This is a genomic window from Bradyrhizobium genosp. L (assembly GCF_015624485.1).
In the GTDB taxonomy this organism is placed as follows: domain Bacteria; phylum Pseudomonadota; class Alphaproteobacteria; order Rhizobiales; family Xanthobacteraceae; genus Bradyrhizobium.
On record NZ_CP061378.1, the window covers coordinates 2,028,488 to 2,044,688 of the forward strand.

A 16,201-nucleotide genomic window follows, 5' to 3' on the forward strand; every position below is an offset into this window, starting at 1 on the left:
GCGATTCGAAATTTTCGATGTCCGAATTGGGACGCTGAGTGAGGCTGGATTCACTCACCGTCGGTGCGCCGCAAAACTCCCGTAGAATTACGGGCGTCATCATCCCCCAGCCTTCTCCATCTGGTCGTAGACCGCCCGCGCCACCTGGGTCAGCCGGCTGCGGTCGCTGCCGCCCGAGACGACATAGGCGACGCCGCGATCGGCCCAGAACAGCGCACCGTCGCCGCCCTCGGCGGCGTAGCGCATCTGGGTTGCTTCGGTCTTGGCCTTCGCGGTGTACACCGTGAAGCGCTCGCCGGACGTGCTTTCATACATCAGGAATGAGGCCGGCCCGCTCGGTCCGGGCAATAGCCTGCCGCCCACCAGCTTCAGCCCGGCGAGCTCGGGCGCGCGGACGTCCCAGCCGCAGCGCTTGGTCAGCCATTGCTGCAAATGGTCGCGCTCGTTGCCGGGCACCTCGACGGGATGGCGGACCTCGACGACGTAGAGCCGGTGCGCATCGAGCGCATCGAGCGTGAAGCTCTGGAAGGTCGAGGGCGTGGCCGCCGCGCCGCGCGCGACCCAGCCGGCGCCGCCGCCGGCGACGAAGGCGAGCAGCGTCGCCGCCACCGCGCCGTAGATCCAGCGCCGCGGCTGGCGCACCAGCCGTTCGAGCTCGAGCCGCTTCGGCACCGCTTCGTCGAGCACGCCATCGTAGCGCGCATGCAGCGCCTCGGCCATCGCGCGCCACGATTGCACGCGGGCGTTATCGTCGGGATGCGTCGCGAGCCATGCCTCGACATCGCCGCGGCGTTCGGCCGGCAGCTCGTTGTCGACGAAGGCGTGCAGCTCGTCTTCGGTAACGGGAATTTTCGGTTCGGTCATCGCAGTCGTCTCTGTCAAATTTCGTTTGGAAATCGTTCAGGCATCAGCCTGTCGTTGCGCACGCCAATCATTTCACCCGCCTGAGCGCCGGGCGCTCGCCCTCCAGCGACGCCCTGACATGGGCGCGGGCACGGGCGAGGCGCGACATCACGGTGCCGATCGGCACGCCCTGGATGTCGGCCACCTCGCGGTAGCTCATGCCCTCCAGCATCACCAGCAGCAGGACCGAGCGCTGCTCCTCGACCAGCGTCGACAGCGCGCGTGCGATGTCGCGTCCCTCGGCCTCGGTGCCACTGGCGTCGGCATTGTTGTCGAGCAGCGGCAGCAGCGGCGGCCGCCGCGCCAGCGAGCGCCGGCGATTCTTGTTCAGATTGGTCAGGATCGTGTAGAGCCAGCTCCGGATATCGCCGCCGAGAAACAGCCGCTCCGAGCGCAGCGCGCGCACCAGCGTATCCTGCACCAGGTCGTCGGCGATATCGCTGTCGCGCGCCAGCGCCCGCGCATAGCGGCGCAGCGCGGGAATCATGGCTTCGACACTTTGGCGAAACGCGGTCATGTATACCAAGTCTTCGATGGTCTCGGCGGCGAGCCGCCTTGCTCAACATAACACCCCAACGGCGCGGCTATTCCTGCTCGCGCCGATTTGCGCAAGGGCGCTGTCGTGCGGCGTCAATTTGGGCTGTACCGGGCATGCCGATTCCGGTTACCACCTGCGCGGCCGAGGGCCCGACATCTCGCCGAGCTAACAACAAGTCGTCACGCAATGCCATCGCCGACAATCTACTTCATCCGCCACGGCGAGACCGCGTGGAATGCCGAAGGCCGGCTGCAGGGCACGCGGGACATCGCCCTGAACGAACTCGGACGCCGGCAGGCCGCGCATGCCGGACGCGTGCTCGGCGATCTCTTGGCGCGCGACGGCCGCGACAAGACGACGCTGCCCTTCGTCGCGAGCCCGCTGATCCGGGCGCGTGCGACCATGGAGCTGGTGCGCGCCGAGCTCGGCCTTTCGCCGGGCGACTATGCGCTCGACCGCCGGCTGCGCGAGATCGGCTACGGTGTCTGGGAAGGTTCGACCTTGGCCGAGGCGCAGGCCGCCGATCCCGCGCTCTACGCCCGCCGCCAGGCCGACAAATGGACGGTAGCGCCGTCCGGCGGCGAGAGCTATGTCGAGGTGCAGGCGCGGATGACCGACTGGTACCGCTCGCTGACCTCGGACATCGTCGCGGTCGCTCACGGTGGCACGACGCGCGCGCTGATGGTCGCGCTCGGCCACGAGACGCCAGCGAGCGCCGCGGACCTCTATATCGAGCAGGGTGCGGTGTACGTGTTCGGCGAGGGTAGCTTGCGGAAATATAATTAAGGGCGCGCGACTCTCACCCTCGTCATGGCCGGGCGTGACGAAGCTGTTTGACGCTGCCGACCCCGCGCGTTACCACACGGCATGTCCTTCAACACCTTCGGCCATATGTTCCGTGTCACGACCTTTGGCGAGAGCCACGGGGTCGCGATCGGCTGCGTGATCGATGGCTGCCCGCCGCTGATCCCGCTCACTGCGGAGGAGATCCAGCGCGACCTCGACCGCCGCCGGCCCGGCCAGTCGCGCTTCACCACCCAGCGCCAGGAGCCGGATGCGGTCAAAATCCTGTCCGGTGTGATGGCGCATCCCGAGACGGGTGTGCAGGTGACGACCGGCACGCCGATCGCGCTTCTGATCGAGAACACCGACCAGCGCTCGAAGGACTATTCTGAGATCAAGGACAAGTTTCGCCCCGGCCATGCCGACTTCACCTATGAGGCGAAATACGGCCTCCGCGACTATCGCGGCGGCGGCCGGTCCTCGGCGCGCGAGACCGCAACCCGCGTCGCGGCCGGCGCGGTGGCGCGCAAGATCCTGCCCGAGGTGAAGGTGCGCGGCGCGCTGGTGCAGATGGGTCCGCACAAGATCGACCGCGACAAATGGGACTGGGACGAGATCGCCAACAATCCGTTCTTCTGCCCCGACAAGGACAAGGCGGCGTTCTTCGAAAGCTATCTCGACGGCATCAGGAAGAGCGGCTCCTCGATCGGCGCGGTGATCGAGGTCACGGCCGAAGGCGTGCCGCCGGGGCTCGGCGCGCCGATCTACGCCAAGCTCGACAGCGAGCTGGCGTCGGCGATGATGAGCATCAATGCGGTGAAGGGCGTCGAGATCGGTGCCGGCTTCGGCGCCGCCGAGCTGTCGGGCGAACAGAACGCCGACGAGATGCGTACCGGCAACAACGGCACGCGCTTCCTCTCCAACCATGCCGGCGGCATCCTCGGCGGCATCTCGACCGGCCAGCCGGTGGTGGTGCGCTTCGCGGTCAAGCCGACCTCGTCGATCCTGACCCCGCGCCAGACCGTCGATCGCAAGGGCGCCGACACCGACATCCTGACCAAGGGCCGCCACGACCCCTGCGTCGGCATCCGCGCGGTGCCGGTCGGCGAGGCGATGATGGCCTGCGTGCTGGCCGATCATTTTCTGCGCGATCGCGGGCAGATCGGGCGCTGATCCCTATATACTGGTCGTCAGATCGGGTGCTCGCGGTAAGGGACTGCCATGAACGCGTCGGAGTTGCGGGACATCATCGCATGGATGGTCGACGGCGCGCGGTCCGCCCCGACCCCGCCGCAGATGATGGCGGAATGCTGCGAGCGGCTGGTGCGGGCCGGGCTGCCGCTGTGGCGGGTCGGCGTCTTCGTCCGCACGCTGCATCCCGAAATCTATGGCCGCCACTTCTTCTGGAAGCCGGGTGCCGAAGTTGAGACCGGCACGGTCGATCACAATATCATGGAGTCGCCGGAGTTCGCCGTCAGCCCGCTGTCGATCGTGTTCCGGCAAGGGCGTGAGGTACGAGCGCGGTCGGACGATCCGGCGAGCACGCGCTTTCCGATCGTTGTCGACCTGCAGGCGGAAGGCGTCACCGACTACATCGCCGTGCCACTGGTCTATACCGACGGCTTCGTCAATGCCTCGAGCTGGACCACCAAGCGGCCCGGCGGCTTCACCGAGGAGCAGTTGGACGCGATCCGGTCGATCACGGTGCCGCTGGCGCGTTATATCGAGATCGTCACCTTGCGCCGTACCGCGACGTTGCTGCTCGACACCTATGTCGGCAACCGCGCCGGCGAGCGCATCATGGGCGGCCAGATCCGGCGCGGCAGCGCCGATACGATGGATGCGGCGATCTGGCTGTCCGACCTGCGCGGCTTCACCGCGCTGTCGGACCGGCTGCCGTCCGAGACGGTGGTCGAGATCCTCAACCTGTATTTCGATTGCCAGGTGTCGGCGATCCGCGACCATGGCGGCGAGGTGCTGAAATTCATGGGCGACGGCCTGCTCGCGGTGTTTCCGGTCGACGAGTATGTCGGCGACGAGGTGCAGGTCTGCTCGCGGGTGCTGGAGGCTGCGCGGGAATCCCGCGCCGGGGTCGCGGCGCTGCAATTTCCCAATGGCGATGATGTCGAGCGATTTCGGTTCGGCGTCGCGCTGCATCTCGGCCGCGTGCTCTACGGCAATATCGGCGGCGGCAACCGGCTCGACTTCACCTGCATCGGGCCCGCGGTCAATCTCGCCGCGCGGCTGGAGAAGATCGCCGGCCGGCTCGGCCGCACGGTGGTGGCCTCGGAGCGTTTCGCCGGCATTTGCGACGGCGGCTGGAGCGACCTCGGCGAGTTTCCGATCGCAGGATTTTCCAAGGCCGAGCGGGTCTATGGCCTGCACGACGAGGCGTCGCGCGCGGCTTCCGCGTAGGGGCGCACGACATGACCGACGCTGTCGCGCAGCATCGCAAGGGCATTGCGGTCATCGTCGCGGCGGCGGTGGCCTGGAGCACCGCGCCGTTCTTCACCCGGCTGCTGCATTTCGATTCCTGGACCATCCTGTTCTGGCGCGGTCTGTTCGGCGGTGGTGCGATCGCGTTGTTTCTTGTTGCCGCGCAAGGCGCGCGCGGCGTGCGCGACCTCATCGCGATGCCCTTGAGCGGATGGCTGGTGGCCGGCCTCTCCACCTTCGGCATGGTGACCTTCATTCCGGCGCTGCAGCTCACCAGCGTCGCCAATGTCGCGGTGATCATCGCGATGCAGCCGTTCGCCGCTGCGGCGATCGCCTGGATCTGGCTGCGCGAGCAGGCGCGGCTGGGCACGCTGCTGGCGAGCCTGATCGCGCTCGCCGGCATCACGATCACCGTGAGCGGCGCCGGCGGCATCACCGACTACCGCGGCATCGGCCTCGCCTGCCTGATGGCGCTGGCGATCGCGCTGATGACGGTGGTGATCCGCCGGCACAGGGGCACGCCGATGATCGCGGCCGCCGCGCTGTCGAATTTTCTCGGCAGTGTCGTCAGCCTGCCGTTCGCCCACGGCATCGGTGCGGTCACTGCCGCCGATCTCGGCGTACTCGCGGCGTTCGGGGTCTGCCAGGTCGGGCTCGGTCTCACCCTATTCACGGTCGGCTCCAGATATTTGCCGTCGGGGCAGGCCTCGCTGATCGCCACGCTCGAGACGCCGCTGATGCCGTTCTGGGTGTGGCTGGCCTTCGCCGAGGTGCCGTCGGTCCGCGCGCTGATCGGCGGCGCGCTGGTGATCGGCGCCGTGGTCGCCGATATTGTGGCGGGCAGGCGGGTACAACCCGCGCAGCCGACGGAACGCTGAGAGGGGTTACTCCTCCGGCTCGGTGGTGAACAGCAGCGGATAGCCCTTGGCGCGGCCGGCGTCGGTGGCGCGTGTCGCCTTGGTCTCGGCGATATCCCTGGTGAACACCGCCACCACGCAGACGCCGCGCTGGTGCGCCGTCAACATCACCTTGTAGGCCTGGTCGTCGGTCATGCGGAATTCGCCCTTCAGCACGGTGACGACGAATTCGCGCGGCGTGTAGTCGTCGTTGACCAGGATCACCTTGTGCAGGCGTGGCCGCTCGACCTTGGTCTTCGTCCTGGTTCTCGGCTTGACGACGGTATCGGGCATCGCCCGCAGCTCCCTCGCAATTGTGCCCGTAAGACTACTGCCTTCCGGTCCGCGTTGGAACCGGCCGATTTGCACGGGCTCGTTGCGGCAACATCACGGCGCAGCCGCGTCGTTGCGCGATCACGCACGTGCCTAACTCGAATGTGAAGGACAGATGATATCAGCACTTTTCGCCGCCTGATTTGCGTGTCACGATCACACGCACACGACGGGAGGGCCGCAATGCGCTGGTATGTCTCGATCGGAGCGGTGCTTGTCGCGGGCATGTTGGCCGGCGGCGACGTGGCCGGTGTTGCCGCGCCCGGCCCGGGAACACAGGGCGGCCACCGCCTTGCTGAAAAAGAAGCCAACCCGAGCGTCGACATCGAGCTGATCATCGCGGTCGATGTCTCCTATTCGATGGACATGGACGAACTCGCGGTGCAGCGCGAAGGCTATGCGCAGGCGATCGTCTCCAAGGAATTCCTGCAGGCGCTGAAGGCCGGGCCGAACGGCAAGATCTCGATCACCTATTTCGAATGGGCCGCTTCCAACGACCAGAAGGTGATCATTCCCTGGCGGGTGATCGATGGTCCCGAGAGCGCGGATGCGGTCTCGGCCGAGATCATGAAGACGCCGGTGCGCCGCGCCTCGCGCACCTCGATCTCCGGCGCGATCTATTTCGCGATCCCGATGTTCGACGAGAATCCGAACCGCGGCCTGCGCCGCGTGATCGATATTTCCGGCGACGGGCCGAACAACAGCGGCTCGCCGATCCTGCCCGCGCGCGATGCGGCGCTCGAGAAGGGCATCGTCATCAACGGCCTGCCGATCATGGTGAAGGAGCCGTCCTACTCCACGATGGATATCGAGAATCTCGACTATTACTACGAGGACTGCGTGATCGGCGGCCCCGGCTCCTTCGTCGTCTCGATCAAGGATCGCGAGAAGTTCAAGGAAGCGATCCGCACCAAGCTCCTGCTCGAAGTCGCCGGCCGCACCCCGGAGCGCCCGATCATGCGCACCGCTGACAAGGAACCGCGGGTCAGTTGCACGATCGGTGAGAAGATCTGGCAGGACAGGTGGGGGCGGTAGCGGTCATGTAGGATGGGTAGAGCGCAGCGAAACCCATCAATCGTGTTTTGCAGCGATGGGTTTCGCGGCGCTCTACCCATCCTACGGTCCGCTAGATTCAACGCGTAAACCGCGCCACCAGCTCGGCATGCGGGGTGTGACGGAACTGGTCGACCGGGGTGACGCCGACCATCCTGTAGCCGCCATCGATCAGGATCTTTGCGTCGCGCGCAAACGTCGCGGCGTTGCAGGAGACCGCGACGACGTTCGGCACCTTGCTGGCCGCTAGCTGCGTCGCCTGCGCCTGGGCGCCTTGCCTTGGTGGATCAAACACCACCGTGTCGTAGTCGCGCAATTCCTGCGGCATCAGCGGGCGGCGGAACAGGTCGCGCGCTTCGGCCTTCAGCGGCTTCAAGCCGCCCGTCGCCTGCGCGGCCTTCTGCAAGGCGGCGATCGCGCCGGCATCGCTGTCGAACGCCATCACCCGCGCCTTCTCGGCCAGACGCAGCGCGAACGGGCCGACGCCGCAGAACAGGTCGGCGATCTCTTTGGTGCGGCCGCAATGCTCAGTCGCGAGCCGCGCCAGCGTCTCCTCGCCCATCACGGTGGCCTGCAGGAACGAGCCGGGCGGCAGGACCACCTTTGCCTTGCCGATCGTGACCTCCGGCGATGCGCGCATCAGCACGAGCTCGCCGTGCCGGGTCAGCCGCACCAGCCGGTGCTTCTCGGCGATGCGCGACAGCGTGGTGATGACAGCCGTCGGCAGCGCGCCGGAGCCGCGCACGTCGATGTCGAGGCCGTTGAGCGTCGCGGTGACCTGGATATCGAGCGGCTTGCCCATCGCAGCGAGAGGCTCGGCGATTGCGCGTGCCGCCTCCAGCGCGCCGTCGAGCGCGGGATCGAGGATCGGACAGCGGTCGACCGGGACGATGTCGTGCGAGCCTGCCGCCGCGAAGCCGACCTTGAGCAAATCATGGGTGCCCGTCCGCGCATGCAGCGTGATGCGGCGGCGGCCGGCACCATGGGCGTCGATCAGGGGCGCTACGTCGCCCGCGATTTTGGCCTGCGCCAGCGTCTCGACGACGATGTTACGCTTCCAGGCCTGATAGGGCGTCTCGTTCCAGTGCTGGATCGCGCAGCCGCCGCAGACGCCGAAATGCGGGCAGAACGGCGCGATCCGCTCGGGGCTGGCGTCCACGACGCGCAGCAACTGCCGCCGGTCGGGATGGTTGCCGGGGACATCGGCGACCTCGACGGTTTCGCCGCCCAGCGTATAGGGCACGTAGACCGACTGCGCGGCGATCGCGATGCCGTCGCCGCGGTGACCGACACGGTCGATGGTGAGCGTTTCAGCCACGGCGCGCGCCGAGGAAGAACTCGATATTGCCGTCGCCGCCGGTGATGGAGGACGGGAACACCTGGATGTCGGTGCAGCCGAGCGATCCGGCAAAGGCGGCGATGTCGTCGCAGATCTCCTGATGCACCATCGCGTTGCGGATGATGCCGCGCTTGGAGTGCTTTCGCGCCGCCTCGAATTGCGGCTTGATCAGTGCCAGCAAATGCATCGGCGCCGCGGCGAGCGACAGCGCCACCGGCAGCACCAGCTTCAGTGAAATGAAGCTGACATCGATCACGACGACATCGGGCCGCGCCGGCAGGCGTTTGCCTTCGAAGCTCCTGATGTCGGTCGCCTCCATCGAGACGATCTTCGGATGATCCTGCAGCGAGGCATGCAACTGGCCATGGCCGACATCGATGGCAAACACCAAGCTCGCACCGTTGGCGAGCAGCACCTCGGTGAAGCCGCCGGTGGAGGCGCCGACGTCGAGACAGACATGGTCCTCGATATCGATCGGATAATGCTCCAGCGCGCCGGCGAGCTTGACGCCGCCGCGCGACACATAGGGATGCGCCGGCTCGGCGGTCAGCGCGGCATCGCCTGCGATGATCTCCGAAGCCTTGGTGATCGGCTTGCCGTCGGCGGCGACGAGGCCTGCGTCGATCGCGGCGCGCGCCCGGGCCCGGCTTTCGAACAGGCCACGTTCGACCAGCAGCACGTCGACGCGCTTCGCGGCCGAGGCGTCGTTGTTGCCGTTCGCGGTCAATTCACACCCGGCAATCGTTGCTTGGCGGCGAGCTGCACGCAGGTCTCGAAGCAGGCGAGATCGTGCCAGATGTCGGCTGGCGCTTCGCGTGGCGTCACCAACGGCGCGCCGTACAGCTCGAGGGCGTGGATCATCATCAGATTGTCGGGCAATCCGAACTCTTCCACCGTCAGCCCCTCCGCATCGATCAGCCGGCCGTCGGTCGCCTCGACGACCTGCTGCAGTCGCGCCACGCGGTTGGCATAGGACGCCGGATCGTTCGAATAGGCAAAGCAGCGCTTGCGCCGTCCCGCCATGTAGCCGAGTTCGTAGACGGTACCTGCGTCGGCACTGGGGCCGCGAAACGGCGTCAAGTTGGCGATGATGGCGTCGGCGGATTCCATCAGCACCGCATTGGTCCGGAAGATCGACCGCGATGCGCCGGCGGCCGCGGGATCGATGGCGTTGTCGAGCGGATAAAGCGCGGTGAGCCCGTATCTGGCGCAGATATCCGCCTTGCGGCGGCCCATCTCGACCGCATCCGGCAGGAACACGTCAGGACCTGCCAGATAGATTTTCATCGACTTACCAGCGCCGTCGAGCGCCGCCCGGAGGATTACGCGAGCTTGACCGTCTCGGTCTTATAATCCTTGCCGAGGGTTTCGAACACCTTGGCAACGATGCTTTTGGCGTCGAGACCCGCGCGCGCATACATCGCGTTGGGCGAGTCGTGATCGAGGAACACGTCGGGCAGGATCATCGAGCGGAATTTCAACATCCCGCTGTCGAGCATGCCGTGATCGGTCAGGAACTGCACCACGTGAGAGCCGAAGCCGCCGACCGAGCCTTCCTCGATGGTGATCAGGATCTCGTGGTCGCGGGCGAGCTTCAGGACCATGTCCTCGTCCAGCGGCTTCATGAATCGCGCGTCGGCGATGGTCGCGGAAAGGCCATGGGCGGCGAGCTCGTCCGCCGCCTTCTCGCATTCGCCGAGGCGGGTGCCGAACGACAGCAGGGCGACCTTCTTGCCCTCGCGGACGATGCGGCCCTTGCCGATCGGCAGGGGAACGCCGACTTCCGGCATCTCGACGCCGCGGCCTTCGCCGCGCGGATAGCGCAGCGCGCTCGGGCGGTCGTTGATCGCAACCTGGGTCGCCACCATGTGCACCATCTCGGCCTCGTCGGAGGCCGCCATGATCACGAAATTCGGCAGGCAGCCGAGATAGGCGTTGTCGAACGAGCCGGCATGGGTCGCGCCGTCGGCGCCGACCAGGCCGGCGCGGTCGATCGCGAAACGCACCGGCAGGCTCTGGATCGCGACGTCATGCACGACCTGGTCATAGCCGCGCTGCAGGAAGGTCGAGTAGATCGCGCAGAACGGCTTGTAGCCCTCGGTGGCGAGGCCGGCGGCGAATGTCACCGCATGCTGTTCGGCGATGCCGACGTCGAAGGTGCGGTCCGGGAAAGCCTTGTTGAAGATGTCGACACCGGTGCCCGACGGCATTGCCGCGGTGATGGCGACGATCTTGTCGTCCTTCTGGGCTTCCTTGACCAGGCTCTGGCCGAACACATTCTGGTAGGCCGGTGCATTCGGTTTTGCCTTGGCCTGGGTTCCCGTCGCGACGTCAAACTTGACGACGGCGTGGTACTTGTCGGCGGAGGCTTCGGCGGGGCCGTAGCCCTTGCCCTTCTGCGTCACGACATGGACCAGGATCGGCCCGGTCTCCATGTCGCGGACGTTTTTCAGCACAGGCAGCAGATGGTCGAGGTTATGGCCGTCGATCGGGCCGACATAATAGAAGCCGAGCTCCTCGAACAGCGTGCCGCCATCCATCATGAAGCCGCGGGAATATTCCTCGACGCGGTTGGCGCGGTTGGCGAGGATCTTCGGCAGGCGCTTGTTGATCTGCTTGGCCGCCTCGCGCAGCGTGCGATAGGTCTTGCCGGAATAGAGCCGCGACAGATAGGCGCTCATGGCGCCGACCGGCGGCGCGATCGACATGTCGTTGTCGTTGAGGATCACGATCAGGCGCGAGTTCATGGCGCCGGCGTTGTTCATGGCCTCATAGGCCATGCCGGCCGACATCGCGCCGTCACCGATCACGGCGATAACGTTGTTCTTGCGTCCGGAGAGGTCGCGCGCAACCGCCATGCCAAGGCCGGCCGAGATCGAGGTCGAGGAATGCGCGGCGCCGAACGGATCGTAGTCGCTCTCGGTGCGCTTGGTGAAGCCGGAGAGGCCGCCGCCCGTGCGCAGCGTGCGGATGCGGTCGCGGCGGCCGGTCAGGATCTTGTGCGGGTAGGCCTGGTGGCCGACGTCCCAGATCAGGCGGTCGCGCGGGGTGTCGAAGATATAATGGATCGCGGTGGTCAGCTCGACCACGCCGAGGCCGGCACCGAAATGTCCGCCGGTCACCGACACTGCGTCGATGGTTTCCTGACGCAGTTCGTCGGCCACCTGGCGCACCTGCTCGACCTTCAGCTTGCGCAGGTCTTCCGGCGTGCGGATGGTGTCGAGAAGCGGCGTTTTACTAAATGTGGTCACAGCGATATTCCAATTTTGCCATGTCGGAATCCAAGCCGAAGGCCTGGGCCCGACGCGAGAAGGGTTGCGCGCTCGCGCGCAGCGAAAGCCAGACACTGCTGTTGCCCCGGCAAGCCGGTGCCTGGATGTAAGCCTAGATGCACTCCGGATTGGACCTCGTGATATCAATCACGTTGGTCGCTCTTCACCCGTCCCGGTTCAGTTTTTGTCGAACCATTTGAGACGCTTGCCGCCGGAAGAATCCGGCCGCCCGCCACTCTCAAATGCCCATAGAACTGGAAGCATTACACCAAAGTTGTGGCCAAAGCCAACCCGCTCGCCGCTCCGGGTTCCCATGCCCTGCGATGAAAAGCTCAATCTTTTCAATGGACGAGACGCAGGGCGGGTTCCATCTCGCCTACTTCATGGGCAGCCGGCCGGGTCCGGAGCGGCCGATTCGATCGACACCGGTCCGCGTCTCCGGTGGAAACGCGCAGCAATAATTGCCGGCTTCGCGGCGGCCGCCGCGCCCTCGCTACTGCACGTCGAGCGGTTCGGTGCCGGTCGGCTGGCCGGAGGCGTCGGTGGTGATCTTGTCGACGCGGGCTTCGGCCTGACGCAGCAGTTCCTCGCAGCGCCGCTTCAAGGCTTCGCCGCGCTCATAGATCGTGACCGATTCCTCGAGCGGGACCTTGCCGTCCTCGAGCCGCTTGACGATCGATTCGAGTTCCTCGATCGCGCGCTCGAAGGAGAGTTTCTTGACGTCCGCTGCAGTGTTTTCGGCCATTCTTTGCGTTCCCGGTTGCGCCGATCAGATCGTGATCCGGTCTTGTCGTCCGCGCGCGGCCCGTCGCAGGCCCACGCTCGTCCCGGCGCAGAATCAATCGAAGTTTTGCGGGGGTATTGTGGCGGGGATTCAGGCGCCCATCAATGCGGTGACGTGGGAAGCCACCGACTCTTTCAGGCCCTGCAGGTCGTAGCCGCCCTCCAGCACCGAGACCACGCGGCCGCCGGCGCTCTTGTCGGCGAGATCCATCAGCTTCTGCGTCACCCAGCCGAAATCGTCGCCCGTCAGGTTGATCGAGGCCAGGGGATCGCGGTGATGCGCGTCGAAGCCGGCCGAGATGATGACGAGTTCCGGCGAGAACTTCGCGAGTTGCGGCAGGATCAGGTTCTCGAACGCGGAACGGAATTTGGCGCTGCCGTCGCCGGGGGCGAGCGGCGCGTTGACGACCGTGTCGTGCTCGCCGCGTTCGCTCATCGCGCCGGTGCCGGGAAACAGCGGCATCTGATGGGTCGAGCAGTACATCACGGTCGGATCGGCCCAGAAGATGTCCTGGGTGCCGTTGCCGTGATGGACGTCGAAATCGATTACTGCGGCGCGCTTGATGCCGTATTTGCGCTGCGCGTGGCGCGCGGCGATCGCGGCATTGTCGAAGAAGCAAAAGCCCATCGGCGTCGATTTCTCGGCGTGGTGGCCAGGCGGACGCACCGCGACGAAGGCGTTGTTGTGCTTGCCCTCCATCACCGCATCGGTCGCGGCCACCGCGCCGCCGACGCCGCGCATCACCGCTTCCCAGGTGCCGGGCGACATCGAGGTATCGCCGTCGATGTAGATCATGCCCGACGATGGCGCGATGTGGCGGAGCTCGCCGACATAATGCTCGCCGTGACACAGCATGACGCTCTCGAGGTCGCCTTCCGGCGCGAGATCGCGCGCCAGCGCCTTGAAGCGGTCCTCGCCCAGCACCTCGGCGACAGCGCGCAGCCGATCGGGGCGTTCGGGATGTCCGGGCGGGGTCAGATGGTCGAGGCAGGCGGAATGCGTCAGAAGCAGTGTCATGCGAATTCCCGGCGCAACGGATGCGCGTAACGAGGAGGGCTCAATCTAGGCCGTTACCCGCGGTCCGGAAAGGGCTGGCCCTCAATTCAGCCGCTCGATCCGCTTGCCGGCGGTTGGGCCGACCGGACTGTTGGCCTTGAAATAGGCGTAGAGCGCATCGACGTCGTAGGCGCCGAATTGCTGCGCCGTGCCGGCCTTGAACACGGTGAAGCCGTCGCCGCCGTCCGCAAGATAGTTGTTTACGGTGACGCGATAGCTCGCCGCCGGGTCGATCGGCTTGCCGTCGAGCGACATCCGCGCGGCGATGATGCGCGCACCGTCGGGCTTGCTGTTGTCCCACGCATAGGCAAACCCCTTGGAGACCTGCAGCGCGCGCGGCCGCTTCGGGTCGGCCCATTGCTGCTCGAGCACGTCCTTGAGCTGCTTGCCGGTCAACGTCATGGTCACGAGCTGGTTGCGGAACGGCTGGCTCGCGAAAATATCCGCATAGGACACCGCGCCGTCCTCGCGCTTGACGATGTCGGTGCGGACGCCGCCGGGATTGGTGAAGGCGATCACCGCGCCGCCATTCGGCTCCGCGGCGGTCGCGGCGAGCTGCGCGTCGGCGACAATGTCGCCAAGCACGCTTTCGCCGGTCTCGATCGGCGTGCGCGACAGCGTCTCGGTGACCGAGCCCGCGGCGCGGTTAGCGATCGGCGCGGCGAGGCGGTCATAGGCCTCGAGCAGCGCAGTTTGCTCGGGATCGCGATGATAGCTGCCGATCCGTACGATGGTGTTGTCGGCCTTGGCGCTGATCACGTCGTGGGTCTTCGGATCGAGCTGGAGGTCGATCGCGGTGATCAGCGTGCCGTATTTGTCGCCTGATGTGACGAGCCGTCCGTCGATCTCGCAGACATAAGCCTGGTGGGTGTGTCCGGAGATCACGACGTCGACCGCCTTGTCGAACTTCTTGACGATGTCGACGATTGGCCCGGAGATGCCGGGGCATTCATTATAGTCGCCGGTCGGGAAGCCGCCTTCGTGGATCAGCACCACGATCGCCGCGACGCCCTTCGCCTTCAACTCCGGCACCAGCGCGTTGACGGTGTCGGCTTCGTCGCGGAATTCCAGATTGGCGACGCCGGACGGCGACACCAGGTTCGGCGTGTTCTTCAGCGCCAGCCCGACGAAGGCGACCGGGATGCCGTCGAACTCCCTGATCTCGTAGGGCGGAAACACCGGCTTGCCGGTGGTCTTGTCGATCGTGCTGGCGGCGAGATAGTGGAACTTGGCGCCGGTGAACGGGTGCGGCCCCTGGCAATTGTCGACCGGATGGCAGCCGCCATTCTGCATCCGCAGCAGCTCGTCCTTGCCCTCGTCGAATTCGTGGTTGCCGACCGAGGAGATCGCAAGCCCCATCATCGACAGCGACTCGATGGTCGGCTCGTCGTGGAACATCGCCGACAGGAACGGGCTCGCGCCGATCAGGTCGCCGGCGGCGACGAAGATGTTGTTCTTGTGGCCTTCGCGCAACTGCTTGATCGCGGTCGACATCCGCTCGGCGCCGCCGGCTCCCACCATGATCTTCTTGGTCGGATCGGCCGGATCGGTGATGCGGATGCCGCCGGGCGGCGGCCTGAGATAGCCGTGGAAGTCGTTGATGGCGAGAATGCGCAAATCCACCGGCGCTGCGCTCTGCGCGAGGCAGGGGCCGGCTGCGCCAACGGCAAGCGCGAGAAGCGCGGAGGTGAGGGGCGAAAAGGGGAAGCGTCTCATGACCCGTCCATGGAGCACGCGATCATGACGCGGCGCCACTACAATTTTGCGACGAGGTCGTTCAATCCTTCGTGCGCCCGATGAATGCCTCGAAGGCGGCGACGGCTTCCTTCGAGCGCATGCGCTCGGTGAACAGATGGTTTTCCTGATCAATCCGGCGGGTGACGTCCTCCGGCGGCAGGCGGATCAGCCGCCGCGAAATCGCCACCGCCTCGGCCGGCAACGCGCAGATCTCGCGCGCCACCTTGTGCGCCTCGACCTCGGCGTGGCCGGGCGCCACCACGATGTTGACGAAGCCGGCGACGCGCGCGTCGTCGGCGGTCATGGTGCGCCCCATCACCAGCATCGCGAACGCCCGATGATGGCCCATGCTGCGCGGCATCAGCAGGCTGGAGGCGCCCTCCGGCACCAGGCCGAAACTCGAGAATGGGGTCGAGAACAGCGCGGACTTGCTGGCCAGCACATAGTCGCAGTGGAACAGCATGGTGGTGCCGATGCCCATCGCAACGCCGTCGACCGCGGCGATGATCGGCTTGACGTTGTGGGCCAGTGAATACAGGAACTTGACCAGGTTGGAGGCCACCGGGGGATCGGAATTCGCGGTGCCCTGGTTCAACAGGTCCTCGATGTCGTTGCCCGCGGTGAACACGCCGGAGCCGCCTGTGATGATCAGGCAGCGGATCTTCGGATTGTTCTGCGCCTTGTCGATGGCGTCGCTGACCGCGCGAAACATGTCCTGGGTCATCGCGTTCTTCTTCTCGGGCCGACGCAGCTTGATCAGGCGCGTAGCGCCTTCGTCGGTCACGATCACATGCGCGGTCATCACGCGGTCCCTTGCATCGGTGGGCAGCGCCATCGCCGCCGCGCGGTCCTGCCCATCGCCAGTCCTTACACAGACCTTACACGATCCGCTGTGGGCCCCAAGGGCTCTCAAGCGTTTCCGCGCGCTTTTCCCCGCTGCGCGAGCATGAGGCTGGCGCAATGCAGTTAACCGGAATTCACCATGCAGGAGCCAGGCTGCGCCGCGGGTCCGACGGACGACGCCGGCTGCATACCTGACGTCGCATCGTTCGGTCCGGCGGGCGCCGGCGG

General features: G+C 66.2%; 16 protein-coding genes. 5 read left to right on the forward strand and 11 right to left on the reverse strand.

Features of this window, described 5'->3' with window-relative positions:
* Positions 1 to 99: 99 nt before the first annotated feature.
* Both IC762_RS09515 and IC762_RS09520 read right to left on the reverse strand, forming a co-directional pair.
* A complete protein-coding gene (locus tag IC762_RS09515; RefSeq protein WP_195788546.1) occupies positions 100 to 864 on the reverse strand; it encodes an anti-sigma factor family protein in 765 nt (254 codons plus the stop codon).
* A gap of 67 nt (positions 865 to 931) precedes the next feature.
* Positions 932 to 1,420: a sigma-70 family RNA polymerase sigma factor gene (locus IC762_RS09520; protein ID WP_195788547.1), complete on the reverse strand. Its 489-nt coding sequence runs from the start codon at positions 1,418 to 1,420 to the stop codon at positions 932 to 934.
* 207 nt (positions 1,421 to 1,627) lie between these two features.
* Here IC762_RS09520 and IC762_RS09525 point away from each other — a divergent pair, with 207 nt between their 5' ends.
* From IC762_RS09525 to IC762_RS09540, 4 genes are all read left to right on the forward strand, one after another.
* On the forward strand, positions 1,628 to 2,227 hold the full coding sequence (locus IC762_RS09525) for a histidine phosphatase family protein (RefSeq protein WP_195788548.1): 600 nt from the start codon (positions 1,628 to 1,630) through the stop codon (positions 2,225 to 2,227).
* 81 nt (positions 2,228 to 2,308) lie between these two features.
* Positions 2,309 to 3,397 (forward strand): chorismate synthase, encoded by a 1,089-nt coding sequence (gene aroC, locus IC762_RS09530; protein WP_195788549.1) that lies wholly within the window; start codon positions 2,309 to 2,311, stop codon positions 3,395 to 3,397.
* 48 nt (positions 3,398 to 3,445) lie between these two features.
* Complete coding sequence (locus tag IC762_RS09535; protein ID WP_195788550.1) at positions 3,446 to 4,639, forward strand: adenylate/guanylate cyclase domain-containing protein; 1,194 nt, start codon at positions 3,446 to 3,448, stop codon at positions 4,637 to 4,639.
* Positions 4,640 to 4,650: 11 nt separating this feature from the next.
* Positions 4,651 to 5,538: a DMT family transporter gene (locus IC762_RS09540; protein ID WP_195788551.1), complete on the forward strand. Its 888-nt coding sequence runs from the start codon at positions 4,651 to 4,653 to the stop codon at positions 5,536 to 5,538.
* Positions 5,539 to 5,544: 6 nt separating this feature from the next.
* On the opposite strand, the gene clpS is transcribed toward IC762_RS09540, so the two are convergent.
* Positions 5,545 to 5,850 carry an ATP-dependent Clp protease adapter ClpS gene (gene clpS, locus IC762_RS09545; RefSeq protein ID WP_195788552.1) on the reverse strand — a complete coding sequence of 102 codons (306 nt, stop codon included), beginning with the start codon at positions 5,848 to 5,850 and terminating at the stop codon, positions 5,545 to 5,547.
* Between the two features lie 222 nt (positions 5,851 to 6,072).
* Here clpS and IC762_RS09550 point away from each other — a divergent pair, with 222 nt between their 5' ends.
* Positions 6,073 to 6,924, forward strand: coding sequence for a DUF1194 domain-containing protein (locus tag IC762_RS09550; RefSeq protein WP_195788553.1), 852 nt, complete (start codon positions 6,073 to 6,075; stop codon positions 6,922 to 6,924).
* 97 nt (positions 6,925 to 7,021) lie between these two features.
* Here the strand turns inward: IC762_RS09550 and IC762_RS09555 are convergent, their stop codons facing one another.
* From IC762_RS09555 to IC762_RS09590, 8 genes are all read right to left on the reverse strand, one after another.
* Positions 7,022 to 8,260, reverse strand: a complete 1,239-nt coding sequence (locus IC762_RS09555) for a class I SAM-dependent RNA methyltransferase (protein ID WP_195788554.1) — start codon at positions 8,258 to 8,260, stop codon at positions 7,022 to 7,024.
* Positions 8,253 to 9,008: a TlyA family RNA methyltransferase gene (locus IC762_RS09560; protein ID WP_195788555.1), complete on the reverse strand. Its 756-nt coding sequence runs from the start codon at positions 9,006 to 9,008 to the stop codon at positions 8,253 to 8,255. The genes IC762_RS09555 and IC762_RS09560 overlap by 8 nt, the downstream gene beginning before the upstream one ends.
* Positions 9,005 to 9,568 (reverse strand): nucleoside 2-deoxyribosyltransferase, encoded by a 564-nt coding sequence (locus tag IC762_RS09565; RefSeq protein ID WP_195788556.1) that lies wholly within the window; start codon positions 9,566 to 9,568, stop codon positions 9,005 to 9,007. Before IC762_RS09565 ends, IC762_RS09560 begins: the two co-directional genes overlap by 4 nt.
* Before the next feature lie 35 nt (positions 9,569 to 9,603).
* Positions 9,604 to 11,532 carry a 1-deoxy-D-xylulose-5-phosphate synthase gene (gene dxs / locus IC762_RS09570; RefSeq protein WP_195788557.1) on the reverse strand — a complete coding sequence of 643 codons (1,929 nt, stop codon included), beginning with the start codon at positions 11,530 to 11,532 and terminating at the stop codon, positions 9,604 to 9,606.
* A 514-nt stretch (positions 11,533 to 12,046) separates the two neighbouring features.
* The gene (locus tag IC762_RS09575) at positions 12,047 to 12,298 is read right to left on the reverse strand and encodes an exodeoxyribonuclease VII small subunit (RefSeq protein WP_195788558.1); all 252 of its coding nucleotides are present in this window, start codon (positions 12,296 to 12,298) and stop codon (positions 12,047 to 12,049) included.
* Positions 12,299 to 12,427: 129 nt separating this feature from the next.
* Positions 12,428 to 13,354 (reverse strand): histone deacetylase family protein, encoded by a 927-nt coding sequence (locus IC762_RS09580; RefSeq protein ID WP_195788559.1) that lies wholly within the window; start codon positions 13,352 to 13,354, stop codon positions 12,428 to 12,430.
* A gap of 81 nt (positions 13,355 to 13,435) precedes the next feature.
* Positions 13,436 to 15,109 (reverse strand): bifunctional metallophosphatase/5'-nucleotidase, encoded by a 1,674-nt coding sequence (locus tag IC762_RS09585; RefSeq protein ID WP_195788560.1) that lies wholly within the window; start codon positions 15,107 to 15,109, stop codon positions 13,436 to 13,438.
* 61 nt (positions 15,110 to 15,170) lie between these two features.
* Positions 15,171 to 15,932, reverse strand: coding sequence for an enoyl-CoA hydratase-related protein (locus IC762_RS09590; protein ID WP_195790069.1), 762 nt, complete (start codon positions 15,930 to 15,932; stop codon positions 15,171 to 15,173).
* Positions 15,933 to 16,201 lie beyond the last annotated feature (269 nt).